The organism is Sphingomonas hankookensis (assembly GCF_001619955.1).
GTDB classification, from domain to species: domain Bacteria; phylum Pseudomonadota; class Alphaproteobacteria; order Sphingomonadales; family Sphingomonadaceae; genus Sphingomonas; species Sphingomonas hankookensis_A.
In genome coordinates, this window is record NZ_LQQO01000034.1 from 163,936 (window position 1) to 188,055 (window position 24,120).

The following is a 24,120-nucleotide window of genomic DNA, read 5'->3' on the forward strand; positions in this document are numbered from 1 at the left end:
AGACCGCGAAAGGACCGCCCATGACCCGTTCGATCAACCCGCACCTGCTCGGCTGGAGCGCCGCCGCCGCGCTGCTCGCCGTGCCGTTCGTCGCCGGCGCGCCATGGACGCCCGCCGACTATGTCTTCGCGGCCGTCATGCTCGGCGTAGCAGGCGGCGCGATCGAATTGGGCCAGCGCGCGTCGACCGGCCTTGCCTATCGTGCAGGCACGCTGGTCGCGGTCGCCGCCGCGTTCCTGCTGGTGTGGATCAACGCGGCGGTCGGGTTCTTCGGCAGCGAGGATAAAGACGTCAACGCGGTCTTCGGCCTCGTCCTGCTGGTCGCGGTCGGCGGTACGCTCCTCGCCCGCCTCCGCCCCCGTGGCGTCGCCCGTGCCATGGCCGCCACCGCCGTGACGCAGTTCGCGATCGGGCTGACCGGCATCGCCGCCGGCTGGGCTGCGCCCAACCCGGTCGGCGTTCGCACGACTCTGGGCGGCACAGCCTTCTTCTGCGTGCTATGGCTCGCCAGCGCCGCGCTGTTCGCCCGTGCCGCGCGTCAGTCGGCCCAGAGCCGCACCGCCAGCCCCTCGATATAGTCCGCCGCCCGCGCCGCAGCGCCCGGATCATACAGCGCCGCCAAAGCCGCCGGGTCGAGCGCCTTCGCCTGATCCAGCAACCCGCGCCAGGGGCTAAGCGACCCCGGCCATTGGTGCAGCGCCACCGCCGCGCCGACTTCCGCCAGCCGGTCGGCCTTGCGCGTCTGCTCGGCAAAATACCGCCATTCGGGCGCGCAGATATAGGGCCGCCCGACCCGCGCGATCTCATGCACCGTATTGTCGCCGGCGGATGCGATCACGACATCGGCGGCGGCAATGTGGTCGGTCACGCCATCGACCCAGCCCTTTTCGACCAGATTGCCGAAATCGGTCTCATGCCCCTCGCGGTGCACCGGTCCGACCACCAGCCACAGCGCGTCCGGCACCGCCCGCGCCGCCATGGTGAGGGGCGCATAGGGCGTCCCCGCCCCGCCGCCGCCGGTCAGCACCAGCACGACCTCGCGCTCCGGATCGATCCCCAGCCGCGCCCGCGCCTCCGCCTTGGTCGGCACCGCATCGGTGGTGGTGCATAGCCCGCCGGTATAACAGGTCTTGGCCCGGCCCCAGTCGGGGAAGTCGTCCTGCTCGATCCTCTCGTCGAACGGCGCCAGCAGCCCGACACACGCCTGATACGCGCCCAGATGCCCCGGATCGGTGCGGTCGCCATGCATGCGGATCTTGATCGCCGGCACGCTGGCGATCCGCGCCATCAGCGCGATCTCCGCCGATACATCGACCACGAACAAGGCCGGGGCGGCATCGTCGAGATGGTCGAGGATCGTGCGCATCGTCCGCCGCGTGGCGTCCACGCCCAGCGGCACGCAATGCAGCACTTCCGGCGTCGGCTGATCGAACAGCGCGGCCGTCGGCACCGGCGCGCCGATCATGTTGGGCAGTTGCACCAGATCGACCGGCCGGTCGAACCCGTCGAACAATTCGGGCCGCGCGCACAGGATCGTCACGCGGCGGTCGGCGGGCAGTTCGCGGATGATCGCCATCGCCCGGTTGGCGTGGCCACGCCCCTGATGATGGATGAAGAAGGTGATCGGCCGCGTCGTCATATGTCCCCCGGAGAAACCCGTCTGGCTGCACGAACGCCGGGAACCCTTGCCGGCTCCCTGCGTAGCCCCGACAAGCGAAAATTATTTCGGGATCACAATGATTTCCGATGATTCGCATGGGAATATGAACTGCATGTCGACCTGGACGACCCCGCGTGCCGGCCTCTCCATCCTGCGCCGCGGCGATACCCCGATCCGCGCCATCCAGGTCTATGGACAGCGTTGTTCGGGGACCAACGTCCTGATCCGATCGATCGAGGCCAATCTCGGCCCCGCCGCCTTTACCGAAAGCTACGGCTTCAAACACTGGTTCGTGCCCGAACAGGTGCTCTTCCCGCGCGACGTGATGGTGCTGGCGGTCGCGCGCGAGTCCGTAGACTGGGTGCGCAGCCTGCATCGCCAGCCCTGGCACGCCCATCCGGAGCTGAAGGCGCTCGGCTTCTCCGACTTCATCCGCGCGCCGTGGCACAGCTATTGGGACAAAGAGTTCTGGGGGGTAGAGGACGACCATCCGGTGCTGGGGCGCGAGATGCTGCACGAACGCTGCCCCGATACCGGCGAACGCTTCGCCAACCCGCTCGCCAAGCGTACCGCGAAGCTGCGCCACTGGAGCGGCCTGCACGACCGCGCGCACCATGTCGCGCTGCTCAGCCATGAAGCGTTCGTCGCCGACCCCGCCGGCGTGATCGCCGACCTGTCCGCCGCCACCGGCCTGCCCATGGCCGACCCGTTCGTGTCGCAGGACAGCTACAAGGGGCAGGGCAAGCGCCCCTTCACCCCCACCGCCTATGCCGACATTTCCGACACCGACCGCGCGCATATCCATGCCTGGCTCGATCCGGAGGTGGAGGCGCGGTTCGGCTTCACCATCCCGGTGCCGCAAGCGGAGGCGGCGGAATAGGGGTTCGCGCGGAGGCGCGGAGACGCGGAGGCGTTGCGTTCCAGGCGAATGCCGCGCGATCGGGAGACGCTTGTTCCCGTTGCAACGGGAAAGAGACCGCCGGCGCGAGAGAGGGTTGCTACAGGCGCAACCCCTCCGCGTCTCCGCGCCTCCGCGCGAACCCCTATCTTTCTTTTACCTTCGCCCGCCGAACCAACCCGGCCAACGCGACCGTCAGCACCCCGGCAACCGCAGCCCAGATCGCCAGCCCCTGCCACGGCGTGTACCCGAACCACTCGTCCGCCACCGTCCGCAGATAGCCGGGATCGAACCGCTCGCGGAACACCGCCACCGCCAGCGCGCGCGGTTCGCCCCCCGGCGCGGTGATCTCGGCACTGGCGATCGCCATGTTGAGTACGACCGACCCGGCCAGCAGCACCGCGACAGCGGTTCGCGACCAGCGCGTCGCCTGCGCCCAGAACGCGCCGATACCGATGCACAGGAACCCGACCGCTGGCAGCGCGTGGCGCGGCCCCGTCGCGTTGCCGCCGTCCCAGTAATAATAGCTGGCGTTGATCAGGAACGGCACCACCGCCCCTGCGACCGCCAACCAGCCGATCGCCCGCGTCGCCGGATCGCGCACCAGCATCGCGATGCCGAACGGCGCGACGATCAGGATCGGCGCGACCCACAATATCCCCCGCCGCTCGCCGAAGGTCAGTTCGTACAGGACATAGGGCTTAGGATAGGTCAGCCCGAAAAACCCCTCCTGCATGCCGGCAAAGTCGGTGACCCCCGAATAGCCGAGCCGAAACACCGTCCCGAACGCGATCAGGTTATAGCCGACCAGCACCACCAGCGCGCTCGCCCCGACCGCCAGCGCGACGACAACGGTCCGCACCGCCTCCCCGCGCGGCAGCGACCGCAGCCGCCACAAGGCATAGCCCGCAACCGGCAGCCCGGCGATCAGCGCGGAATGTTCGATCAGCACCGCCCAGCCGAGCGCAAGGCCCGCGACCACTGCATGAAACCACGACCGCCCCGGCCCGGTCCCGCGCCACACCGCCCAGCTCGCAATCACCAGCAGCGCGGCGACCGGCGCATGGCCGAAGATCGTCGTCGACCATCCCCAGACCGTCGTGCCCAGCCCATAGGACAAAGCCGCGACCGCCCCCGCCTCGACATCGCGGGTAACCCTGCGCACCAGATCGTAGAGCAGCATCGCCGCCAGCGCGCTCAAGACCGCGCAGATGGTGATCGCCACCAGCCGGATGCGAATTTTGAGGAAACGGTTGAACTCGCGATTCTCGAACCCCGGCACGAAATCGCTGGCGCGCTGGCCCGACACGGCATTCGCGACCATGACGGCGGGGATGCCCAGCACGGTGATGCCGGGCGCCTTGTCCGAATAATAATGATCGCCGAAATGCGCCTTGTCGATCGTCAGCGCGGCATATTCGTCGATGGTGGCGTCGCCCTCCTCGACCAGCGACAGCGTGGCGAACATGCGGACGGCGTTGTTGGGGTTGAACTCCCACGACCCGAACCACGCGCAGGAAAACCACACGAGGATCAGGATCACCCACGCGACCGGGTCGCGACGCAGCGGCGGGGAGGTCGGCATGCGTCGCTCCCCGTCGCGCAGGTCAGAAGATCCGGTTGAGCAGCAGGTACAGAGACCCCGACAGCAGCACCGACACCGGCAGCGTCAGCACCCATGCCATCAACAGGTTGCGCACCGTCGACATCTGCAACCCCGACCGGTTCGCCGCCATCGTGCCGGCGACGCCCGACGACAGGACATGCGTCGTCGACACCGGCAGGCCGAGGCTGTCGGCACCGAAGATCGTGCCCATCGCCACCAGTTCGGCCGACGCACCCTGCGCATAGGTCAGGTGGGTCTTGCCGATCTTTTCGCCCACCGTGACCACGATCCGCTTCCACCCGACCATGGTGCCCAGACCCAGGGCGAAGGCGACCGCGACCTTGACCCATAGCGGGATGAAGCGCGTGCCGGCGTCCAGCGACCCGCGATATTCGGTCAGCACCTTCTTGTCGCCTTCGGTCAGCGACAGCGTCGGCTCCTTGGCCAGCCTCTTCACCGCTTCCGACGTCAGGTACATGTCGTTGCGCATATTGCCGCTGACGGCGGCCGGCACCTTGGCCAGCGTGCCATATTCGCGGACCTGCTGCTCGATCGCGCCGACCATCGTGGTCACGGCGGGCACGGTTTCGGCGGTCAGCTTGCGGTCGGTGATGTAGCGCTGCGCCTGCGACCGCGCGGTCGCGTCGTCGGGCAGCGCGCCATCGCCCTGCGGCGTCAGCACGCGCACCGCGGCGGCGCTGTTGGTCGCGAACTGCGCCTCATATTGTGCCGGCACCGCGCGGTTCAGCGCATAGGCGGTGGGCACCGTGCCGATCAGGATCAGCATGATCAGGCCCATGCCCTTCTGCCCGTCGTTCGACCCGTGGGCGAAGCTGACGCCGGTGCAGGTGAAGATCAGCAGCGCGCGAATCCACAGCGGCGGTGGCGTGTCGCCGACCGGCGCCTCGTACAGCTTGCGGTTGCGGATCAGCGTCTTCATGGCGAGGAACAGCAGCGCGGCGACGCCGAAGCCGATCATCGGCGACACCAGCAGCGCCTTGCCGATCTCGGTCGCCTTGTCCCAGTCCACCCCGGCTGACCCGTTGCGCCCCTGCAGGATCGCATTGGCGACGCCGACGCCGATGATCGACCCGATCAGCGTGTGCGACGACGACGACGGAATGCCCAGCGCCCAGGTGGCGAGGTTCCACACGATCGCCGCGATCAGCAGCGCGAACACCATTGCGAATCCGGACGACGACCCCACTTGCAGGATCAGCTCGATCGGCAGCAGCGAGATGATGCCGAACGCGACCGCGCCGGTCGACATCAGCACGCCCAGGAAGTTGAACACTCCCGACCACACCACCGCGACATGGGCGGGCATCGAATTGGTGTAGATCACGGTCGCGACCGCATTGGCGGTGTCGTGGAAACCGTTCACGAATTCGAAGCCCAGCGCGATGATCAGCGCGAGCACCAGCAGCGCGAAGGGCATCAGCGTCAGCGGATCGACGCTGGCCGCCGCCGCATCGTGATAGACGTTGTAGACGACATAGCCGAGAGCGGCGACGATCGCCGTGGCGAATCCAAACGTACCGGCGCGGCCGAAGCCGTCGTCCAGTTTCGGGCCGGGGCGTCCATCCCGCTCCAGCGCTGCGCTCGTCATCGAAATTCCCCTGCCGAATGAACGTGTCGCCCTATCGGCGAAGTGTGACAGCTCTTCGGGAGCGTCGCACGCCCAACGCGTCGGCATCGCGGTTCGGCGATGCGCCCCATAGCGAACCGAATGCGCTTTGGCGATATGATGCGCGAAATCCCCGATTTGCGCCGATGGCGTTGCCTTGCCGCCACATGCCATGCGGCGAATCGGCACCGCTTCGCGCTTGACGACTCACCCGGCAGGGGTGCCATGCGGCGCCATGGATCAGCGCGAACCTCCCCCGTCCTCCGCCCATCGCCGCCGCATCGCGCTGGATGAGCGCACCTGCCGGATGATCTGCCCGATCGCCTCGGCGATGGTCGGCGTCTGCCTGACCGGCATCGGGCTGCTGCACGTCACCATCACCATGCGCGCGCGCCAGACGATCGCCGACGACCTGCTCTCGGTCGACGCGCTTCTCTTCCTGATCGCGACGCTCAGCTCCTATTTCGCGCTCAGGGTGCAGGGCACCAGGCGGCTGCACTGGCTGGAGCGGATCGCCGATGCGACCTTCATCCTCGCGATGCTGCTGCTGACGGCGGCATGCTTCATCATCACCTACGCGTTGAACCGGTAGGCGCACGCCCCATGCGTCACCCCCGCGAAGGCGGGGGTCCATATACGCCGACGCTAGCGATTCCTTCTCGGCCGTTGGCGGTTATGGGTTCCCGCCTTCGCGGGAATGACGAAAAGCCCCCAAACATTACCGATTGTTCAGCGCCCGCTGAACCGCCGGCAACCCGCCATTCGCTACGCCCTTCCCCATGAAGGGGAATCGAACGATGCGCGGATGGGCGGGAATCGCGGCGCTGGCGCTGGCCATGCCCGCCGCGGCCAACACGCCGGCCCAGCTGCCCGCCGGCCTGTGGCTCAGCCCGCACAACAATGTCGCGGTCCGCACCGGTCCGTGCGGCGCGCATCTGTGCGGCTGGGTGGTGTGGGCCAGCCCGTCCGCGCGCGCCGATGCGAAGGATGGCGGCGTCGACCGGCTGCTCGGCACCGAATTGCTCGAGGATTACGCCGCCGATGGCAGCGGAGCGTGGACCGGCACGGTGTTCGTGCCCGACATGGGCCGCCGCTTCGCCTCGCGCATCGACCTGCCCCGCCCCGATACGCTCCGGATTCGCGGCTGTATGTGGGGCGGCATGCTCTGCCGGACCCAGAGCTGGTCGCGGATCGAACAGGTGCCGCATGGCTGAGCTGCGCCGCCTGCTCGATCGCTATCGCACGCCGATCGGCGTCCTGGTCGTCCTTGCCCTCATCGCGCTGGGCTTCGCCGCGCTCCAGCATCTGACGCAGGAGATCCGCTTCGCCGATGTCCGCGCCGCGCTGCACGACCTGTCGGTGACCAAGATCGTCCTCGCCCTGCTCGCGACCGCCGGAAGCTATCTGGCGCTGACCTTCTACGACCTGCTGGCGTTGCATACCATCGCCCGCCCGCTCCCCTGGCGCACCGCCGCACTCGCCTCGTTCACCAGCTATACGCTCAGCCACAATCTTGGCCTCGCGCTGCTGACCGGCGGGTCGGCGCGCTACCGCATCTACAGCGCCGCCGGGCTGGACGGCCCCGACGTCGCGCGCGTCGTCGCCATCGCCAGCGGCACCTTCTGGGCCGGAGTCGTCAGCGTCACCGGAGTCGCGCTGCTGCTGCACCCGGGCGCGCTCGACCTTGCCGGCCTGAAACTGTCGGCAACGCAAGTCCAGGCCGCCGGCTGGAGCATCGCCGTGTTGACGATCGCGCTGCTCGGCGCCTGCGCGGTCGTGCGCGCGCCGATCCGCCTGTTCGGCTTTACCCTGCCCCTGCCAAGCCCCGGTCTGCTCCTCCTCCAGATCGCCATCGCGCTGGTCGACATCGCCTGCGCCAGTGCCGCGCTGTTCGTCCTGATCCCCGGCGCCGCGCCCGCTTTGCTGCCCGCCTTCATCCTCGCCTATACGCTCGGCATCGTCGCCGCCGTCGTCACCCATGTCCCGGGCGGCATCGGCGTGTTCGAAGCGGTCGTGCTGGCGGTGGTCCCGGTCGACCGCGCCACCCTGTTCGCCGCGCTGATCGCCTATCGCGTGCTCTATTACCTCCTGCCGCTCGGCTTCGGCGTCTTCGTCCTGGCGTGGCACGAAGGTGCGCGCCAGCGCCGCCGCTCCAGCCGCTTCCTCTCGGGCGTCCGCGCCGTCGCCACCGGAGTCGCTCCGCTGGCGCTGAGCGTCGCGACCTTCATGGCCGGTGCGATGCTGCTGCTGTCCGGCTCGCTCCCCTCGGTTCGCGCCCGCATGGGCGACCTCGCCGCCATCCTGCCGCTGCCGATGATCGAGTTCAGTTCGATCGCTGCCAGCCTGACCGGCACCGCGCTGCTCCTGCTCGCCCCCGCCCTCTATCGTCGCCTCGACGGCGCGTTCCTCGCCACCCGCACGCTGCTGATCGCCGCCGCGCTGTTTTCGATTCTCAAGGGGCTGGATTATGAGGAGGCGACCGCCTGCCTCACCGTCGCCGCGTTGCTGCAATGGACCCGCAGCGCCTTCTACCGCCGCACGGCCGTCACCGGGCAACCGGTCGGTCCCGGCTGGGTCGCGTCGGTCGCCGCCGTGATCGCACTGACGATCTGGGCGGGCTTCTTCGCCTATCGCCATGTCGATTATTCCGAAAATCTGTGGTGGAAGTTTGCGCTGCACAGCGATGCGCCGCGTTTCCTGCGCGCGACGCTGGGCGTCATCGTCATGCTCGCCGGTGCCTGTGTCTGGCGGCTGATGTCGCCGACCGCGACGGCGGCCCGCAGCGCGCTGTCGGAGGTCGATTCGGTGACCGTGCGTCGCATCCTCGCCAGCGCGAACCGGACCGACACGATGCTGGCGCTGACCGGCGACAAGCGCTTCCTGCTGTCGGACGCCGGCGACGCCTTCGTCATGTACCAGGTCCACGGTGCCAGCTGGGTGGTGATGGGCGATCCGGTCGGCCCGCGCGAGGCATGGGGCGAGCTGCTGTGGAATCTCCGCGACCTCGCCGACCGCGACCAGGGGCGGCTGCTGCTCTATCAGATTTCGTCGCCGGTGCTCGATATCGCGATCGGCATGGGGCTGAGCATCGTCAAATATGGCGAGGATGCCGTAGTCGATCTGACCAGCTTCACCCTCGACACCCCCCGCCTGCGCGCGCTGCGCAAGTCGGAACGCGCGGTCGCGCGCAAGGGCGCGCGGATGCACATCGTCGCCGCCAGCGAACTCGGCCCGATCATGGACGAACTCGAATCGGTCTCCGACGAATGGCTCCAGGCCAAGGCACAGCGGGAAAAGGGCTTCAGCCTCGGCCATTTCGACCGCGCCTATCTGTCGTTCTTCGACATGGCGGTGGTGACGATCGACGACCGCATCGTCGCCTTCGCCAATCTGTGGCTGACCGAAAACCGCAAGGAGGCGTCGGTCGACCTGATGCGCCACCGGTCGGACACCCCGCCCGGCACGATGGACTATCTGCTCGTCAACCTGATGCTCTGGGCGCAGCAACACGGCTATGCCCGCTTCTCGCTCGGCATGGCGCCGCTGTCGGGGATCGAGGATCGCCGGCTCGCTCCGGCATGGGCCAAGGCGGCGGCGTTCATCTTCCGCCATGGCGAGCGCTTCTACGGTTTCCGGGGCCTGCGCACCTACAAGGAGAAGTTCGCGCCGGGATGGGAGCCGCGCTACATCGCCGGGCCCGGCGGTGTCGGCCTGTTGCGGGGCCTGCGCGACCTGTCCCGCCTGATCTCGCGGCCCCAGCCCGCGCTCTACCTGCCCCCCGCTCCCGCCGCCGACACCCTCGCGCCCGAACCGAAAGTATCCCAGCCATGAACCGTCTCGACCGTCGTCGTCGCCTGCGCCGCCGTTTCGGCATCGGCGCGCTCCTTGCCGGGCTGCTGGTGCTGCTCGGTCTCGCTGCCCCAGCGCTCCATCTGATCGACAGCCAGTCGCTGCGCCTGTTCGACGGGGGCCGAAAGCATCCGGCGGTCGCCGCCGTCTATATCTCGGGCGACATGGGGCTGCGCTTCGGTCTGGGCAGCGAGGTCGTGCCCGCGCTCGCCGCGCACGGCATCCCGGTGGTCGGGGTCAGCTCCCCGGTCAATTTCGGCACGCGCAAGACCCGTGAACAGGTCGATGCGATCGTCGCGAACGCGATCCGCACCGCGCTGGCACGGACCGGGGCGCAGCGGGTGATCCTGATGGGTCAGTCGTTCGGCGCCGACATGGTATCGGCCACCGCCCCCGACCTGCCCGCCGACCTGCGCGCGAAAGTCGCGGCGATCAGCGTCGTTGTGCCTGCCGAAACCGTCTATTTCCGCTCCGACCCCACCGGCATCCTCTATCACGGCACGCCCGATGCCCGTCCCTCCGCGGCGATGCGTACGCTCGACTGGGCACCGGTCATCTGCATCTATGGCCGCGAGGAATCGGACAGCCTGTGCCCGACGCTCCGCGGCAGCCCTGCGCAGGTCGTCGGCCTGCCTGGCGGGCATTTCCTGCACCATGACGACCAGCTGGTGATCGCCACCATCCTTGCCACGCTGCGCATGGCCGATCCGCGCATCTTTGCCGGAATTTTTGTGCGCCGCACCCAAGCCCGCCTTGATCCGGACAAATCGTCCACTTAATACAGGGTCTGCCGCGACGGGCGGCCGGACAGGGCGGACCCAGGCGACCGATGAGCGACCAACAGCACGACAATCAGCCGGCGGACGAAGCGACCGAGGCGAAGCGCGGCAACGGCCGGGCCAAATGGATCCTGATCGCGCTGGTCGTGGTCGCGGCGGTGGTCGGCGGCTGGTGGTACATCGACTATCAGAACAACGGCAAATTCTTCGAAGAGACCAATGACGCCACCGTGCAGGCCGACATGGTGACGATCGCGCCCAAGGTTTCGGGCTATGTCGAAGAAGTGCTGGTCCGCGACAATCAGGACGTGACCGCCGGCCAGCCGCTGGTCCGCATCGACCCGCGCGACACCCGTGCGCGGGCGGCGCAGGCCGAGGCGCAGATCGCCGTCGCCGGCGCGCAGGCCGATACCGCCCGCGCGCAGATCACCGAACAATATGCCGCGATCGATCAGGCCCGCGCCCAGCTGGCCGCCGCGCGCAGCAAGGCCGCCTATGACGCCGGCGAAGTCGCGCGCTACCGCCCGCTCGCCGCTTCGGGCGCCGAAACCCGCCAGACCCTGGCCCAGCTCGAAGTCACCGCGCGCCAGTCGGCCGACAATGTCCGCGCCGCCGAAGCCGCCGTCGCCGCGCAGCAGCGCCGCGTCGCCTCGCTGCAAAGCCAGGTCGCGCAGGGCCGCGCGCAGGGACAGGCCGCCCGCGCGCAGCTCGCCGCCGCCAGCGTCGATGTCGGCGCGACGCAGCTGACCGCACCGATCGCCGGCCGCATCGGCGACAAGACCGTGACCATCGGCCAGTTCGTGCAGGCCGGCACCCGGCTGATGTCGGTCGTGCCGCTCGACCGGCTCTATATCACCGCGAATTTCAAGGAAACGCAGCTCGCGCTGATGCGCCCGGGCCAGCCGGTCGAGATCGACGTGGATGCGCTCGACGGCGTCCACATCAAGGGCCGGGTCGAAAGCATTGCGCCGGGCACCGGCGCGCAATTCTCGCTGCTGCCGCCGCAGAACGCGACCGGCAACTTCACCAAGATCACGCAGCGCGTGCCGGTGCGCGTCTCGATCGAGGCGACACCGGAGGCCCGCCGCCTGCTGGTTCCCGGTCTATCGGTCACGGTCACCGTCGACACCCGCAGCGCACGCGACGAGCTGAAGCAACTGCGCGAGCAGGCGGGCCGCTGAGATGGCCAGCGCGGCCGTGACCGCCGCCCCGCCACAGCGGGCCGATCTTGCGGCATGGCTGGCGGTGATCGCGGGCAATCTCGGCGCGCTGATGGCGACGCTCGACATCTCGATCGTCAATTCGGCGCTGCCGACCATCCAGGGCGAGATCGGCGCCAGCGGGACCGAGGGGACGTGGATCGCTACCGCCTATCTCGTCGCCGAAATCGTCATCATCCCCATGGCCGGCTGGTTGCAGCGGATGCTGGGGATGCGGACCTTCCTGCTGATCGCCGCCGGACTGTTCACTATCTTCTCGGTCATCTGCGGCATCGCCACGACATTGCCGATGATGATTGTCGGTCGCGTCGGACAGGGGTTCACCGGCGGGGCGATGATCCCGACCGCGCAGACGATCATCGCCCAGCGCCTGCCGCCGCACCAGCAGCCGGTCGGCATCGCCGTGTTCGGCGTGACCGCGATCCTGGGGCCGGTGCTGGGGCCGCTGGTCGGCGGCTGGCTGACCGAGAATATCAGCTGGCACTATGCCTTCTTCCTGAACGTGCCGATCTGCGCGATCCTCGTCACGCTGCTGCTGGTCGGGCTGCCGCATGAAAAGGCGAAGCTGCACCTGTTCCGCGAGGCGGACTGGCTGGGCATCGCCGGCCTCGCGCTGGGACTGGGCGGCCTCACCGTGTTCCTCGAGGACGGGCAGCGCGAACAATGGTTCGATTCCGAACTCATCCGCTGGATGGCGTTCACCAGCGCGGTCGGCTTCGTCCTGCTGTTCTGGGGACAGGCGACCGCGCGGCGCCCGATCATCAAGCTCAAGCTGCTGCTCGACCGGCAATTCGGCGCGGTCGCCCTGATGGGCATCGTGCTAGGCGTCGTCCTCTACGGCACCAGCTATGCCATCCCGCAGTTCCTCGCCGCGCTGGCGAACTATAATGCGTTGCAGGCGGGCAAGGTCGTGCTGCTGTCGGGCATCCCCAGCCTGATCCTGATGACGATGGTCCCGATCCTGCTGAAGCGGATCGACATCCGCATCGCGGTGTCGATGGGGCTGCTGATCATGGGCACCGCCGCGCTGCTCGACGCCAGCCTCACCGCGCAATCCTCCGGCCCGGACTTCACCGCGTCGCAGCTGCTGCGCGGCGTCGGCCAGATCCTGTGCATGCTGTTCCTCAGCCAGGCCTGCGTCCGCTCGGTCCCGCCCGAGGATGCGGGCGATGCGTCGGGCCTGTTCAACGCCTTCCGCAATTTGGGCGGCAGCTTCTCGCTCGCCGGCATCTCGATCCTGCAGGACCAGCGGATGTATTTCCATTCGCGCCGGATGGAGGAGACGCTGAACGCCAACAGCCCCGAGGTGCAGACCTATGTCGCGCAGCTCGGCCACGCGGTCGGCGATCCGGCGGTGGGACTTCGGCTGCTCGCGCAACAGATTTCGGCCGAGGCGCTGACCATGACGTACAACGACATCTTCTGGATCATGGGCATGGGCACCTTCTGCGTCCTGCCCCTCGTCCTGTTCCTCCGCCCCCTGCCCAAGGGCGCCAAACCGGCGACGGTGCATTGATGACGACGCGACCCCTTTCCCTGATCGCCCTGCTGCTGCTCGGCGCCTGCACCGTCGGCCCGAACTATGCCGGCCCGCCCGCGACCGCAGGCGACGCGGTACGGCGTGGATCGTTCGCCCGTGCGACCGACCCCGCCTTCACCGCCGCCCCCGGCCTCGCGCGCTGGTGGGAGGGGCTGAACGACCCGCTGCTCACCCGCCTGGTCGACGACGCGCTGGCACACAGCCCGAGCATCGACCTTGCCCTTGCCCGCGTGCGCGAGGCGCAGGCCCAGCTGACGCAGCAGCGCACCGCGCAACTGCCCAGCGTCAGCGCCAATGCGACCGTGCTCGGCGCGCGCCTGCCCCCGATCGAGCCGGGCAGCGGCAGCACCGATGTCCAGTTCTACAATGTCGGCGCCAATGCCAGTTGGGAACTCGACCTGTTCGGCGGCGGCCGGCGTCGCACCGAACAGGCCCGCGCGACCGAGGACGCCCGGTTCGCCGATCTGGCCGACGTACAGGTATCGCTGTCGGCCGCCGTCGCGCAGGCCTATGTGGCCTTGCGCGACGTTCAGGCCCGCATCGGCTTGAGCGACGCGACCACCCGCCTGCAACAACAGCAGCTGACCCTCACCCGCCAGCGCCTCGCCGCCGGCACCGCGTCGCAACTGTCGGTCGAACGGCTCCAGACCCAGCTGGACAATACGCGGGCGCAGGCGATCCCGCTCGCCGCCCAGCGCGACGAATATTGCAACCAGCTGGCGGTGCTGACCGGCCGCACGCCGGGCGCGCTCGACGCGACCCTCGGCCCCGTCGCGCTCGTGCCGCTGCCCCCGGCACAGGTCGCGGTCGGCGACCCGGCCGCGCTGATCGCGCGGCGGCCCGACGTCCGCGCCGCCGAACGCCAGCTTGCCGCCGGCACCGCCGGGATCGGCGTGGCCAGGGCACGCGAGCTGCCCGGGATCCGTTTCCTCGGCCTGCTGGGGTTGGGCGGCACCTCGCCCGGCGATATCTTCGACCTCGGCAACATCGCCGCGATCGCCGCGCCCTCGCTCAGCTGGTCGTTCCTCGATTTCGGCAAGGCCCGCGCCGCCACCCGCGTCAGCGAGGCGCAGCGTGATCAGGCGGACGCGACCTATCGCAAGACCGTGCTCGACGCGCTGCAGGATGCGGAGACCGCCTTGTCGCGCTATGGCAACAGCCGCCGGCAGCTGGGCCAGCTGGTACAGGCGGAGACGACTGCAAGGCGCGCCACCGCGCTCAACCGCCAGCGCGTGGCGGCGGGCACGACGACGCTGATCGACCAGCTCGACGTCGAACGCCAGCAGCTGTCGGCGACCGCCGCGGTGACGCAGGCCCGCGCCCAGCTGACCCAATATTATATCGCGGTGAACAAGGCGCTGGGCCTTGGCTGGACCGATCCGGTCAGCGCGGACGCAGGCCGTTCAGCAACAGCCGCAACGCCGCCGCCAGCTGCAGGCTGACCTCACCCTCGGTCATATAGGGCTGGACGAGGCTGCTGGCCATCCGGATCGTGAACAGCAGGTCGCGCGGGGTGATGTCGATCGCCACCTCGCCGCGCTGCTGTGCGGCGGCCAGCGCGGGGGCGAGGATCCGCTCCATCCGCAGCCGCAGCTCCTGAAAACGGGAGATGTTGGCGCGGTCGAGGTGCAGTTCGGCCGCGATCCGGGCCTTCAGCGCCAGCGCGTCGGCGCCGTTGCGGACCATCGCCTCGATCGTCTGCGCGATCGGCAGCGACGGGTCGAGCGCTTCCTCCAGCCGGTCGGCCTCACGCGAAAAGATCGCCAGCGCCAGCGCGGCCCGGTCGGGGAAATTGCGGTACAGCGTCGCCCGCCCGACCCCCGCGGCCGCCGCGATGGTTTCCAGCGGCACGCCATAGCCATGGGTCGTGAAGCTGTGGGCAGCAGCAGCGATCAGCGCATCGCGCCGCCGGGCGGCATCGCGACGCGGCGCGCGCGTCGGCCGGGGATCGGCATCGTCGGTCATCGCCCCGTCCTAACCGGAAAAGGGGCAAAGGTCATCGGGCATCCCTGTCGTAGCAGCGCGTGTCGGGACCGATCGACCTTTGACGAATTGCCCTCGTCCATCGTCACCCCGGGCTTGACCCGGGGTCCCGCTTCTTTCCCGCGCCAGAAGAAGAAGCGGGACCCCGGATCAAGTCCGGGGTGACGAAAACTCGTTCAGCCGGTGCCACCCCCCTTTACCGACAAGCATACCCCCCTCGTCACTCCCGCGAAGGCGGGAGTCCATAAACGCTACCTGCGCGGTTCCTGCCGAAACGTCGGCGTGTATGGATTCCCGCCTTCGCGGGAATGACTAGGGAGTTGCCCCCGAAACTGGCGTCCCCGCGCCCAACCGACTACACGCCCCCCCATGACCAACGCCGCCGCCCCCGCCGCGCCCGCGACCGCCCGCGCCGAACTGGGTTCGACGCTGCGCCTCGCCGCGCCGCTGGTCGGCGCGAACCTGTTGCAGATGGCGGTCTATGCCGTCGACGTGGTGTTCGTCGCGCGACTGGGCGAGGTCGAACTCGCCGCCGCGACGCTGGGCGTCTATGTCTATGGCGTCATTCTGTTCGCCATGTCGGGGCTGGTCGGTGCCGCCGCGCCGATCATTGCCGCCGAACTGGGCCAGCGGCGCCATGCGGTGCGCGAGGTCCGCCGCTCCTTCCGCATGGCGGCATGGATCGCGGTGCTGGGCAGCATCCCCTTCATGGCGCTGATGGCGCATGGCGAATCGCTGCTGCTCTTCGCCGGACAGGATGCGCGGGTCGCGGCGCGGACCGATGCGTTCCTCGACATATTGCTCTGGGCGATGATCCCGGCGCTGGCGGGCACCGTCATGCGCATCACCGCTTCGGCGCTGGGCCGGCCCGGCTGGGCGATGGCGATCACCGCCATGGGGCTGGGCGTGTCGATCTTCGCCAACTGGCTGCTGGTGTTCGGCAATCTCGGCGTTCCGGCGCTGGGGCTGGAGGGGTCGGCGATCGCCAGCCTGTCGACCGCGATCGCGATGATGCTTGCCTATGCCGCCGTCCTCGTGGTCGACCGGCGGCTGCGGCGCTTTCGCCTGTTCGGCAACTGGTGGCGCGGCGAAGGGTCGCGCCTGCGCCAGATCGTCGTGCTGGGCGTGCCGATCGCCGCGACGATGACGTTCGAAGGCGCGCTGTTCTCCGCCGCCGGCTTCCTGATGGGGCGGATCGGCGTGACCGAGATCGCGGCCCACGCCATCGCGCTGCAGATCGCGGCCTTCCTGTTCCAGGTGCCCTTCGGCATCGCGCAGGCGGCGACGATCCGGGTCGGCATGGCCTATGGCGCGGGCGACCGGCTGTGGATGGCGCGCGCGGGCTGGTCGGCGCTGGCGGTCGGCACCGGCTTCATGGGGTTCACCGCGCTGCTGCTCTGGCTGTTCCCGCGCGCCTTCCTGTCGGTCTATGTCGATGTCGACGCGCCGGCCAATGCGGCGATGATCGCACTGGCGCTGCAATATCTGGCGATCGCCGCCATCTTCCAGCTGGCCGACGGGGCGCAGGCGGTGGCGGCCGGCGTGCTGCGCGGGGTGCAGGATACGCGGGTGCCGATGGTGATCGCGCTGATCGGCTATTGGGCGGTCGGCTTCTCGGTATCGGTGGCGCTCGGCTTCTGGACGCCGCTCGCCGGGGTCGGCGTGTGGATCGGCCTCGCCTTCGGGCTGCTGGCGGTCGCGCTGCTGCTGGTCGATCGCTGGCGGCGGCGGGAGAAACTCGGCCTGGTGCGCTCCGTCTGACGCACGGCACACATCAGCATCAAATTTGTTCCCGCGCCGCTTGACGGCACCTGAACGGCTCCACATATCCGGGGCGCTGGCACTCCCCACGGGCGAGTGCCAAGACATGTTCAGTTATCGCAAAAGGGAATCGCGCATGAACTTCCGTCCGCTGCACGACCGCGTGCTCGTCCGCCGCGTCGAAGCCGAAGAGAAGACGCTCGGCGGGATCATCATCCCCGATACGGCCAAGGAAAAGCCGCAGGAAGGCGAAGTCGTCGCCGCCGGCGCCGGTGCCAAGAACGACAAGGGCGAAGTCGCTCCGCTCGACGTCAAGGCCGGCGACCGCATCCTGTTCGGCAAGTGGTCGGGCACCGAGGTCAAGGTCAATGGCGAAGACCTGCTCATCATGAAGGAAAGCGACATTCTCGGCATCGTTGGCTGAGAATAAGTTTCCTTTCGCTACTTATATCGTGGCGTGAACCCTCATTTCGCGCCACCTTCGCAAACTTCCAGAATTTGAAAGGGTAGCCACCATGGCAGCCAAGGACGTAAAATTCGGTCGTGACGCCCGCGAACGCATCCTGCGCGGCGTCGACATCCTCGCCGACGCGGTGAAGGTCACGCTGGGGCCGAAGGGCCGCAACGTCGTCATCGACAAGTCGTTCGGCGCGCCCCGCATCACCAAGGACGGTGTGTCGGTCGCCAAGGAAATCGAACTGAAGGACAAGTTCGAGAACATGGGCGCGCAGATGGTGCGCGAAGTGGCCTCGAAGACAAACGACATCGCGGGCGACGGCACCACCACCGCCACCGTGCTGGCGCAGGCGATTGTCCGCGAAGGCATGAAGTCGGTTGCCGCCGGCATGAACCCGATGGACCTGAAGCGCGGCATCGATATCGCCGTGACCAAGGTGGTCGAGGACGTGAAGTCGCGCTCGAAGCCAGTGTCGGGTTCGTCGGAAGTCGCGCAGGTCGGCATCATCTCGGCCAATGGCGACCGTGAAGTCGGCGAAAAGATCGCCGAAGCCATGGAAAAGGTCGGCAAGGAAGGCGTCATCACGGTCGAGGAGGCCAAGGGTCTCGAATTCGAGCTGGACGTCGTCGAAGGCATGCAGTTCGACCGCGGCTATCTGTCGCCCTATTTCATCACCAACCCGGAAAAGATGCAGGTCGAACTCAACGACCCGTACATCCTGATCCACGAGAAGAAGCTGTCGTCGCTGCAGGCGATGCTGCCGATCCTCGAAGCGGTGGTGCAGTCGGGCCGTCCGCTGCTCATCATCGCCGAGGATATCGAAGGCGAAGCGCTGGCGACCCTCGTCGTCAACAAGCTGCGCGGCGGCCTGAAGGTCGCAGCGGTCAAGGCGCCCGGCTTCGGCGATCGTCGCAAGGCGATGCTCGAAGACATCGCGATCCTGACCAAGGGCGAAGTCATCAGCGAAGACCTCGGCATCAAGCTCGAGACCGTCACGCTCGGCATGCTCGGCACCGCCAAGCGCGTCACGATCGACAAGGACAACACCACCATCGTCGATGGTGCCGGTGAAGCCGACGCGATCAAGGGCCGCACGGACGCGATCCGTCAGCAGATCGAAGTCACCTCGTCGGACTATGACCGTGAGAAGCTGCAGGAGCGTCTGGCGAAGCTCGCCGGTGGCGTCGCAGTCATCAAGGTCGGCGGTGCGACCGAGGTCGAGGTGAAGGAGCGCAAGGACCGCGTCGACGACGCGCTGCACGCGACCCGCGCAGCCGTCGAAGAAGGCATCGTCCCCGGCGGCGGCACCGCGCTGCTGTACGCGACCAAGGCCCTCGAAGGCGTGACCGGCGTGAACGACGACCAGACGCGCGGCGTCGACATCGTCCGCAAGTCGCTGACCGCGCTGGTGCGTCAGATCGCGCAGAATGCCGGCCATGACGGCGCCGTCGTCTCGGGCAAGCTGCTCGACCAGAACGACACCTCGTTCGGCTTCAACGCCTCGACCGACCAGTATGAGAACCTGGTTGCCGCCGGCGTGATCGACCCGACCAAGGTCGTCCGCACCGCGCTGCAGAACGCGGCCTCGGTCGCCGGCCTGCTCATCACCACCGAAGCCACCGTTTCGGAACTGCCGGAAGACAAGGCTCCGTCGATGCCTGCCGGCGGCGGCATGGGCGGCATGGGCGGCATGGACTTCTGATCGAATGTGGCCTGCGCGAGCGATGGCTCGCGCAGGACTCACATCGATCCGGCCGGCGGGTGCCTGTCACCCGACCGACGCGCGGCGGCTTTGCCGTCGCGGGATCCAAACCCCAACAGAAAAAGGTCGGAAGGGACACCCCCTTCCGGCCTTTTTTACGTCACCCATATCCACATTAACACCCCCGAAACCTCCCTCCCCTACGCCAGCGTGCGAAGGGATCACCCAATGACGCGATCAGGATGCAGGGGCTGCCGCGAAGACCAGCCCGATTTCGCGATCGCGATGGCGTTCCAGCCGATCGTCGACGCCGATACCGGCCTGCCCTTCGCGTTCGAGGCACTGGTGCGCGGCCGGAACGGCGAAGGCGCCGCGCAGATCCTGGCGCAGGTGACCCCCGACAATCGCTACGCCTTCGACCAGCAATGCCGCACGGCGGCGATCGAAGGCGCGGTCAAGGCGGGCATCCTGTCCACCGACGCACGGCTGTCGATCAACTTCCTCCCCAACGCGGTCTATTCGCCCGTAGCCTGTATCCAGGCGACGCTGACAGCCGCACGGACCCACGCCTTCCCGACCGACCGGCTGATCTTCGAATTCACCGAGAATGAGGAGATGGCGGACACCGACCATGTCCGCACCATCGTCGACACCTATCGCGCGATGGGTTTTGCGACCGCGCTCGACGATTTCGGCGCGGGCCATGCCGGCCTTGGGCTGCTCGCGAACTTCCAGACCGATTATCTGAAGCTCGACATGGACCTGATCCGCGGCATCGACGTCAGCGTGCCGCGCCGGCTGATCGTCGAGGGCATGGTGCGCATCGCCACCTCGCTCGGCATGCAGGTGATCGCCGAGGGGATCGAGACGGCCGAGGAATATGCCGTACTGCGCGACCTCGGCATCCGCTACATCCAGGGCTATCTGCTTGCGCGACCGGGCTTCCGCATCCTGCCGCAGATCATCGTACCGGCCACCACGCTGGCGGCATAAATTGCTGATACTCACGCACGACTGCACATCACCTCACGCTTGTGGCATGATGCAGATCGGATAAGATTAGCTTTGAAATAGGAGCACATAAACTTGGCCGATGAATGCCAAAATTGCGGGTCTGCAATTACGCCCGGCTCGACTTTCAAATCTGCCAACGAGCGTAAATCGAGCGAGACGGTGACGTTCGTCAATCTTATCATGGGCACGAATTACAGCGGCTTGTGCTACAAATGCGGGACGACGCCCGAAGCGCAAGCCAAACAAGCCATCCTTTCGGAACTTGCCGATAAATCCGCACTTGCCCAAGATCGAGTGACGGACTTTCCTATGCTTACGATGTCATGGCTTCCGGCGACCGCCGATATTCGCTTAAAGAACCTAGTAACAGCCAATATTACTGTGGGAACCGGGTTCTTCAACGAATTTACTCAAGGATTTTCTGATTTCGCCGGGATGGTCAATGTTAACTCCGGCATGAGCCACAAGGTCAACAAAGGAGAAGCCGCGGCCAGGTCGCTTCTCGCCATGAAAGCGAGATCGTTGGGCGCAAACTGCATTGTTGGCGTCGACATCGACTACGGCACTACCAACAACAATGCCGCAACCGTCAATATGCAAGGGACGGCCGCAGTCATCACCAATCTTCGCGACATATTGGCGGATGATGCATTCAAAAAGGCGCAAGAACTCGAAGAAATCTACGCCCGCATCGCTCAACTGCAACGCTGGCATACGGGCGACATAGCAAACTAAATTCTACCGCACCGGCTTCCACACCTGAGTCTGGCAGAAGATCGCGATGCAGCCCTGTACCTTGAGCGACCCGTCGGCGTTCTTCGACACGATCGACTTGTAGCTCTTGCCGTTGCGCGGATCATAGATGCGCCCGCGCCAGTCGCTCCCGGCATCGGCAAAGCCCGACAGGATCGGCATCCCCAGGATCGGCCGCGACCGCAGCGCCGGGTCGCTATTGTTGACGTCGGTGGTCGGTGCGCCCGGCGTCGCCTTGATGATGCGCACCAGCCGGCCACAGACCTTGTCGCCGCAGCGTGCCACCTCGATCACGCCCGCGCCGTCCTCGGTCAGATAACGGCCCGCGATCGGCGTCGCGGCAAGCGCCGGCGTCGCCGCCAGCACCGCGACCAAGGCCAGCGCGCGCAACCTCACTTGAAGTTGTCCGCGTAGGCCTGCAGCTTCAGCTTGCGCTCGGGCGCCGGCACGACATGGAACGCGATGCCTTCGCGCGTCGCATAGTCCGTCGCGGCGTCGAGCGACGGGAATTTCAGCTTCACCTGCTCGCGCGTATCGCCCGATCCCGCCCAGCCGGTCAGCGGATCGGCCTGCTTCGGCTCGGCCGGTTCGAATTCCAGCATCCAGGTGTGCGTCTTGGCGCGCCCCGACTGCATGGCGTTCTTGGGGATCTGGTAGATACGGGCGTTGGGCATGGACGAAACCTTGTAAGCGATCGCGAATGTCCCGCCCTGCATAGCAAAGCCCGCGCGGCTTGCCAGCAGAGTCGCACCGCGGTTACGCGCGAATCGGCATTTGGGATACGGAACGCAGCCCGTGGTCGCGATTTTTTAGGAGTTACCTCGCTACTTCCGCGCAATTCCGCCCTGATTGCCGACTATTGCATTTGCGATCTATTATCATTAAAGGGCGCTTTAGGGTTGTTTTGCCGTCCAAAACCCCGTACAGCGCCCGCGTCGCGGCAGGACCGCGCCCGACTTGCTACGGAGAGAGACGTCTTGGCTCGCAAGAAGATCGCGCTGATCGGCGCTGGCAACATCGGCGGCACGCTCGCCCACCTCGCCGCCCTCAAGGGGCTGGGTGACATCGTTCTGTTCGACGTCGTCGAAGGCGTGCCGCAGGGCAAGGCGCTCGACCTGTCGCAGTGCGGACCCGTCGAAGGGTTCGACGCGACGATCACCGGCACCAACGATTATGCCGACATCGCGGGTGCGGACGTAATTATCGTCACCGCCGGTGTCGCCCGCAAGCCGGGCATGAGCCGCGACGACCTGCTCGGCATCAACCTGAAGGTGATGAAGGCCGTCGGCGAGGGCATCAAGGCCAATGCCCCCGACGCCTTCGTCATCTGCATCACCAACCCGCTCGACGCGATGGTATGGGCCCTGCGCGAATTCTCGGGCCTGCCGCACAACAAGGTCGTCGGCATGGCCGGCGTGCTGGACTCGGCGCGCTTCAGCCACTTCCTCGCAGACGAGTTCAAGGTGTCGGTCAAGGACGTCAACAGCTTCGTGCTGGGCGGCCATGGTGACACGATGGTCCCGGTGCTCGAATATTCGACCGTCTCGGGCATCCCGGTCACCGACCTGATCGAGATGGGCATGTCGACCAAGGAGCGCGTCGACGCGATCGTCAAGCGCACCCGCGGCGGCGGCGGCGAGATCGTCGGCCTGCTCAAGACCGGCTCGGCCTTCTACGCGCCGGCGACCAGCGGCATCGCGATGGCCGAAGCCTATCTCTATGACCAGAAGCGCGTCCTGCCCTGCGCCGCCTATCTGTCCGGTGAATATGGCGTCGATGACCTCTATGTCGGCGTCCCCGTCGTGATCGGTGCCGGCGGCGTCGAGAAGATCGTCGAGGTAAAGCTGGGCGCCGAAGCCAAAGCAAACCTCCAAGTCTCGGTAGACGCGGTCAAGGAACTGCTGGTCGCCTGCAAGGGGATCGACGAGACGCTGGCGTAAATAAGTACCGTACCCCCGCGCAGGCGGGGGTCCAGGGTAACAGAGCGTAACGCCCGTGGCTCTGGATCCCCGCCTGCGCGGGGATACGACGGAGCGGCAAGATGAAGGCAGGTTTTGTCTACATCGTCGCCAGCCGTAGAAACGGAACGATCTACACCGGTTCGACCAGCAATCTGATCCAGCGCATTCATCAGCATCGCGGTGGCACGGTTGAGGGATTTACGACCGAGCACGACTGCAAACTCTTGGTCTGGTACGAATGCCATGATGATCTGCAAGAGGCGCGGCTTCGCGAACGGCGGATCAAGAAATGGAACCGCGAGTGAAAGTTGCGGCTGATCGAAGAGAACAACCCCGGCTGGCACGATCTGTTCGGACAGCTGACCTGATTTTCGCTCCGTTACAGGAGCAGCAAGGGAAACGAAGATGAGCATCCTCGTCAACAAGAACACCAAGGTCATCACCCAGGGGATGACCGGCGAAACCGGCAGCTTCCATACCAAGGCGGCGCTGGAATACGGCACGCAGATGGTCGGCGGCGTGACGCCGGGCAAGGGCGGCAGCGAGCATCTGGGCCTGCCGGTGTTCAACACCGTCGCCGAAGCCAAGTCGAAGACCGGTGCCGATGCCTCGGTCATCTACGTGCCGCCGCCCTTCGCTGCGGACTCGATCCTCGAAGCGATCGACGCCGAAATCCCGCTGATCGTCGCGATCACTGAAGGCATTCCGGTGCTCGACATGGTCAAGGTCAAGCGCGCGCTGTCGGGTTCGAAGTCGCGGCTGATCGGCCCGAACTGCCCGGGCGTGCTGACGCCGGGTGAGTGCAAGATCGGCATCATGCCGGGTTCGATCTTCAAGAAGGGCTCGGTCGGCGTCGTCTCGCGCTCGGGCACGCTGACCTATGAGGCGGTGTTCCAGACGTCGAACGCCGGGCTGGGTCAGACGACCGCCGTCGGCATCGGTGGCGATCCGGTCAACGGCACGAACTTCATCGACGTGCTCGAGCTGTTTCTGGCGGACGACGAGACCCAGTCGATCATCATGATCGGCGAGATCGGCGGCGATGCGGAAGAACAGGCCGCGCAGTTCCTGATCGACGAGGCCAAGCGCGGCCGCAAGAAGCCGATGGCCGGCTTCATCGCTGGCCGCACCGCCCCTCCGGGCCGTCGCATGGGCCATGCCGGCGCGATCGTGTCGGGCGGCAAGGGCGACGCGGAAAGCAAGATCGCGGCGATGGAAGCCGCCGGCATCAAGGTTGCGGCTTCCCCCAGCGAGCTGGGTTCGACGCTGCTCGAAGTGCTGAACGGTTGAAGGTGACTTGCCCCGTGCGC

General features: G+C 67.2%; 22 protein-coding genes and 1 pseudogene. 17 read left to right on the plus strand and 6 right to left on the minus strand.

Annotated features, from left to right (window positions below; translation table 11 throughout):
* Positions 1 to 20 precede the first annotated feature (20 nt).
* Positions 21 to 578 carry a hypothetical protein gene (locus AVT10_RS12720; protein ID WP_066692018.1) on the plus strand — a complete coding sequence of 186 codons (558 nt, stop codon included), beginning with the start codon at positions 21 to 23 and terminating at the stop codon, positions 576 to 578.
* Here AVT10_RS12720 and AVT10_RS12725 read toward each other — a convergent pair.
* A complete protein-coding gene (locus tag AVT10_RS12725) occupies positions 539 to 1,639 on the minus strand; it encodes a glycosyltransferase (RefSeq protein ID WP_066692020.1) in 1,101 nt (366 codons plus the stop codon). The two genes, AVT10_RS12720 and AVT10_RS12725, sit on opposite strands and share 40 nt — an antisense overlap.
* Positions 1,640 to 1,772: 133 nt before the next feature.
* Here AVT10_RS12725 and AVT10_RS12730 point away from each other — a divergent pair, with 133 nt between their 5' ends.
* Positions 1,773 to 2,540 (plus strand): hypothetical protein, encoded by a 768-nt coding sequence (locus AVT10_RS12730; protein WP_157092773.1) that lies wholly within the window; start codon positions 1,773 to 1,775, stop codon positions 2,538 to 2,540.
* A 163-nt stretch (positions 2,541 to 2,703) separates the two neighbouring features.
* Here the strand turns inward: AVT10_RS12730 and AVT10_RS12735 are convergent, their stop codons facing one another.
* Together AVT10_RS12735 and AVT10_RS12740 are read right to left on the minus strand one after the other, a co-directional pair.
* Positions 2,704 to 4,143 (minus strand): glycosyltransferase family 39 protein, encoded by a 1,440-nt coding sequence (locus tag AVT10_RS12735; protein ID WP_066692025.1) that lies wholly within the window; start codon positions 4,141 to 4,143, stop codon positions 2,704 to 2,706.
* 22 nt (positions 4,144 to 4,165) lie between these two features.
* The gene (locus AVT10_RS12740; RefSeq protein WP_084401686.1) at positions 4,166 to 5,773 is read right to left on the minus strand and encodes an inorganic phosphate transporter; all 1,608 of its coding nucleotides are present in this window, start codon (positions 5,771 to 5,773) and stop codon (positions 4,166 to 4,168) included.
* 253 nt (positions 5,774 to 6,026) lie between these two features.
* Here AVT10_RS12740 and AVT10_RS12745 point away from each other — a divergent pair, with 253 nt between their 5' ends.
* The 7 genes from AVT10_RS12745 to AVT10_RS12775 all read left to right on the plus strand — a co-directional run bounded on the left by AVT10_RS12745 (position 6,027) and on the right by AVT10_RS12775 (position 14,621).
* Positions 6,027 to 6,383 (plus strand): hypothetical protein, encoded by a 357-nt coding sequence (locus AVT10_RS12745; protein WP_066692027.1) that lies wholly within the window; start codon positions 6,027 to 6,029, stop codon positions 6,381 to 6,383.
* A 187-nt stretch (positions 6,384 to 6,570) separates the two neighbouring features.
* The gene (locus tag AVT10_RS12750; RefSeq protein ID WP_232308021.1) at positions 6,571 to 7,005 is read left to right on the plus strand and encodes a DUF2147 domain-containing protein; all 435 of its coding nucleotides are present in this window, start codon (positions 6,571 to 6,573) and stop codon (positions 7,003 to 7,005) included.
* Complete coding sequence (mprF, locus tag AVT10_RS12755; RefSeq protein ID WP_066692029.1) at positions 6,998 to 9,622, plus strand: bifunctional lysylphosphatidylglycerol flippase/synthetase MprF; 2,625 nt, start codon at positions 6,998 to 7,000, stop codon at positions 9,620 to 9,622. Before AVT10_RS12750 ends, mprF begins: the two co-directional genes overlap by 8 nt.
* The gene (locus tag AVT10_RS12760; RefSeq protein ID WP_084401688.1) at positions 9,619 to 10,419 is read left to right on the plus strand and encodes an AcvB/VirJ family lysyl-phosphatidylglycerol hydrolase; all 801 of its coding nucleotides are present in this window, start codon (positions 9,619 to 9,621) and stop codon (positions 10,417 to 10,419) included. The genes mprF and AVT10_RS12760 overlap by 4 nt, the downstream gene beginning before the upstream one ends.
* A 50-nt stretch (positions 10,420 to 10,469) precedes the next feature.
* On the plus strand, positions 10,470 to 11,600 hold the full coding sequence (locus AVT10_RS12765; RefSeq protein WP_066692030.1) for an HlyD family secretion protein: 1,131 nt from the start codon (positions 10,470 to 10,472) through the stop codon (positions 11,598 to 11,600).
* A 1-nt stretch (position 11,601) separates the two neighbouring features.
* Positions 11,602 to 13,155, plus strand: a complete 1,554-nt coding sequence (locus AVT10_RS12770; RefSeq protein ID WP_066692032.1) for an MDR family MFS transporter — start codon at positions 11,602 to 11,604, stop codon at positions 13,153 to 13,155.
* Positions 13,155 to 14,621 (plus strand): efflux transporter outer membrane subunit, encoded by a 1,467-nt coding sequence (locus AVT10_RS12775; protein ID WP_066692034.1) that lies wholly within the window; start codon positions 13,155 to 13,157, stop codon positions 14,619 to 14,621. Before AVT10_RS12770 ends, AVT10_RS12775 begins: the two co-directional genes overlap by 1 nt.
* On the opposite strand, the gene AVT10_RS12780 is transcribed toward AVT10_RS12775, so the two are convergent.
* Positions 14,563 to 15,144, minus strand: a complete 582-nt coding sequence (locus AVT10_RS12780) for a TetR/AcrR family transcriptional regulator (protein ID WP_066692041.1) — start codon at positions 15,142 to 15,144, stop codon at positions 14,563 to 14,565. The two genes, AVT10_RS12775 and AVT10_RS12780, sit on opposite strands and share 59 nt — an antisense overlap.
* Positions 15,145 to 15,531: 387 nt before the next feature.
* Here AVT10_RS12780 and AVT10_RS12785 point away from each other — a divergent pair, with 387 nt between their 5' ends.
* The 5 genes from AVT10_RS12785 to AVT10_RS17920 all read left to right on the plus strand — a co-directional run bounded on the left by AVT10_RS12785 (position 15,532) and on the right by AVT10_RS17920 (position 20,831).
* Positions 15,532 to 16,923, plus strand: coding sequence for an MATE family efflux transporter (locus tag AVT10_RS12785; protein ID WP_066692043.1), 1,392 nt, complete (start codon positions 15,532 to 15,534; stop codon positions 16,921 to 16,923).
* A gap of 136 nt (positions 16,924 to 17,059) precedes the next feature.
* Complete coding sequence (groES, locus tag AVT10_RS12790) at positions 17,060 to 17,347, plus strand: co-chaperone GroES (protein WP_066692772.1); 288 nt, start codon at positions 17,060 to 17,062, stop codon at positions 17,345 to 17,347.
* A 91-nt stretch (positions 17,348 to 17,438) separates the two neighbouring features.
* Positions 17,439 to 19,082: a chaperonin GroEL gene (gene groL, locus AVT10_RS12795; protein WP_066692045.1), complete on the plus strand. Its 1,644-nt coding sequence runs from the start codon at positions 17,439 to 17,441 to the stop codon at positions 19,080 to 19,082.
* Positions 19,083 to 19,310: 228 nt separating this feature from the next.
* On the plus strand, positions 19,311 to 20,075 hold the full coding sequence (locus tag AVT10_RS12800) for an EAL domain-containing protein (RefSeq protein WP_232308022.1): 765 nt from the start codon (positions 19,311 to 19,313) through the stop codon (positions 20,073 to 20,075).
* 93 nt (positions 20,076 to 20,168) lie between these two features.
* On the plus strand, positions 20,169 to 20,831 hold the full coding sequence (locus AVT10_RS17920) for a heavy metal-binding domain-containing protein (RefSeq protein ID WP_126013596.1): 663 nt from the start codon (positions 20,169 to 20,171) through the stop codon (positions 20,829 to 20,831).
* Positions 20,832 to 20,834: 3 nt separating this feature from the next.
* On the opposite strand, the gene AVT10_RS12810 is transcribed toward AVT10_RS17920, so the two are convergent.
* Both AVT10_RS12810 and AVT10_RS12815 read right to left on the minus strand, forming a co-directional pair.
* On the minus strand, positions 20,835 to 21,245 hold the full coding sequence (locus AVT10_RS12810) for a DUF2147 domain-containing protein (protein ID WP_066692055.1): 411 nt from the start codon (positions 21,243 to 21,245) through the stop codon (positions 20,835 to 20,837).
* Positions 21,242 to 21,523 (minus strand): ETC complex I subunit, encoded by a 282-nt coding sequence (locus AVT10_RS12815; protein WP_066692775.1) that lies wholly within the window; start codon positions 21,521 to 21,523, stop codon positions 21,242 to 21,244. Before AVT10_RS12815 ends, AVT10_RS12810 begins: the two co-directional genes overlap by 4 nt.
* Positions 21,524 to 21,826: 303 nt before the next feature.
* Between AVT10_RS12815 and mdh the strand changes: the two genes are divergently transcribed.
* The 3 genes and pseudogenes from mdh to sucD all read left to right on the plus strand — a co-directional run bounded on the left by mdh (position 21,827) and on the right by sucD (position 24,100).
* The gene (mdh, locus tag AVT10_RS12820; RefSeq protein WP_066692058.1) at positions 21,827 to 22,789 is read left to right on the plus strand and encodes a malate dehydrogenase; all 963 of its coding nucleotides are present in this window, start codon (positions 21,827 to 21,829) and stop codon (positions 22,787 to 22,789) included.
* Between the two features lie 101 nt (positions 22,790 to 22,890).
* A pseudogene (locus AVT10_RS12825) lies at positions 22,891 to 23,112 on the plus strand (GIY-YIG nuclease family protein); the annotation flags it as partial.
* Between the two features lie 103 nt (positions 23,113 to 23,215).
* A complete protein-coding gene (gene sucD / locus AVT10_RS12830) occupies positions 23,216 to 24,100 on the plus strand; it encodes a succinate--CoA ligase subunit alpha (RefSeq protein ID WP_066692063.1) in 885 nt (294 codons plus the stop codon).
* The last annotated feature ends 20 nt before the right edge of the window (positions 24,101 to 24,120 follow it).

Bases quoted from the DNA above. Each gene is read 5' to 3' on its own strand.
- AVT10_RS12720 (WP_066692018.1), top strand. From the start codon at position 21: ATGACCCGTTCGATCAACCCGCACCTGCTCGGCTGGAGCGCCGCCGCC.
- mprF (WP_066692029.1), top strand. From the start codon at position 6,998: ATGGCTGAGCTGCGCCGCCTGCTCGATCGCTATCGCACGCCGATCGGC.
- groL (WP_066692045.1), top strand. From the start codon at position 17,439: ATGGCAGCCAAGGACGTAAAATTCGGTCGTGACGCCCGCGAACGCATC.
- AVT10_RS12750 (WP_232308021.1), top strand. From the start codon at position 6,571: ATGAAGGGGAATCGAACGATGCGCGGATGGGCGGGAATCGCGGCGCTG.
- AVT10_RS12800 (WP_232308022.1), top strand. From the start codon at position 19,311: ATGACGCGATCAGGATGCAGGGGCTGCCGCGAAGACCAGCCCGATTTC.
- AVT10_RS12815 (WP_066692775.1), bottom strand. From the start codon at position 21,523: ATGCCCAACGCCCGTATCTACCAGATCCCCAAGAACGCCATGCAGTCG.
- groES (WP_066692772.1), top strand. From the start codon at position 17,060: ATGAACTTCCGTCCGCTGCACGACCGCGTGCTCGTCCGCCGCGTCGAA.
- AVT10_RS12730 (WP_157092773.1), top strand. From the start codon at position 1,773: ATGTCGACCTGGACGACCCCGCGTGCCGGCCTCTCCATCCTGCGCCGC.
- AVT10_RS12775 (WP_066692034.1), top strand. From the start codon at position 13,155: ATGACGACGCGACCCCTTTCCCTGATCGCCCTGCTGCTGCTCGGCGCC.
- AVT10_RS12780 (WP_066692041.1), bottom strand. From the start codon at position 15,144: ATGACCGACGATGCCGATCCCCGGCCGACGCGCGCGCCGCGTCGCGAT.
- AVT10_RS12785 (WP_066692043.1), top strand. From the start codon at position 15,532: ATGACCAACGCCGCCGCCCCCGCCGCGCCCGCGACCGCCCGCGCCGAA.
- AVT10_RS12760 (WP_084401688.1), top strand. From the start codon at position 9,619: ATGAACCGTCTCGACCGTCGTCGTCGCCTGCGCCGCCGTTTCGGCATC.
- AVT10_RS12770 (WP_066692032.1), top strand. From the start codon at position 11,602: ATGGCCAGCGCGGCCGTGACCGCCGCCCCGCCACAGCGGGCCGATCTT.
- AVT10_RS12745 (WP_066692027.1), top strand. From the start codon at position 6,027: ATGGATCAGCGCGAACCTCCCCCGTCCTCCGCCCATCGCCGCCGCATC.
- AVT10_RS12740 (WP_084401686.1), bottom strand. From the start codon at position 5,773: ATGACGAGCGCAGCGCTGGAGCGGGATGGACGCCCCGGCCCGAAACTG.
- AVT10_RS12735 (WP_066692025.1), bottom strand. From the start codon at position 4,143: ATGCCGACCTCCCCGCCGCTGCGTCGCGACCCGGTCGCGTGGGTGATC.
- AVT10_RS12725 (WP_066692020.1), bottom strand. From the start codon at position 1,639: ATGACGACGCGGCCGATCACCTTCTTCATCCATCATCAGGGGCGTGGC.
- sucD (WP_066692063.1), top strand. From the start codon at position 23,216: ATGAGCATCCTCGTCAACAAGAACACCAAGGTCATCACCCAGGGGATG.
- AVT10_RS12765 (WP_066692030.1), top strand. From the start codon at position 10,470: ATGAGCGACCAACAGCACGACAATCAGCCGGCGGACGAAGCGACCGAG.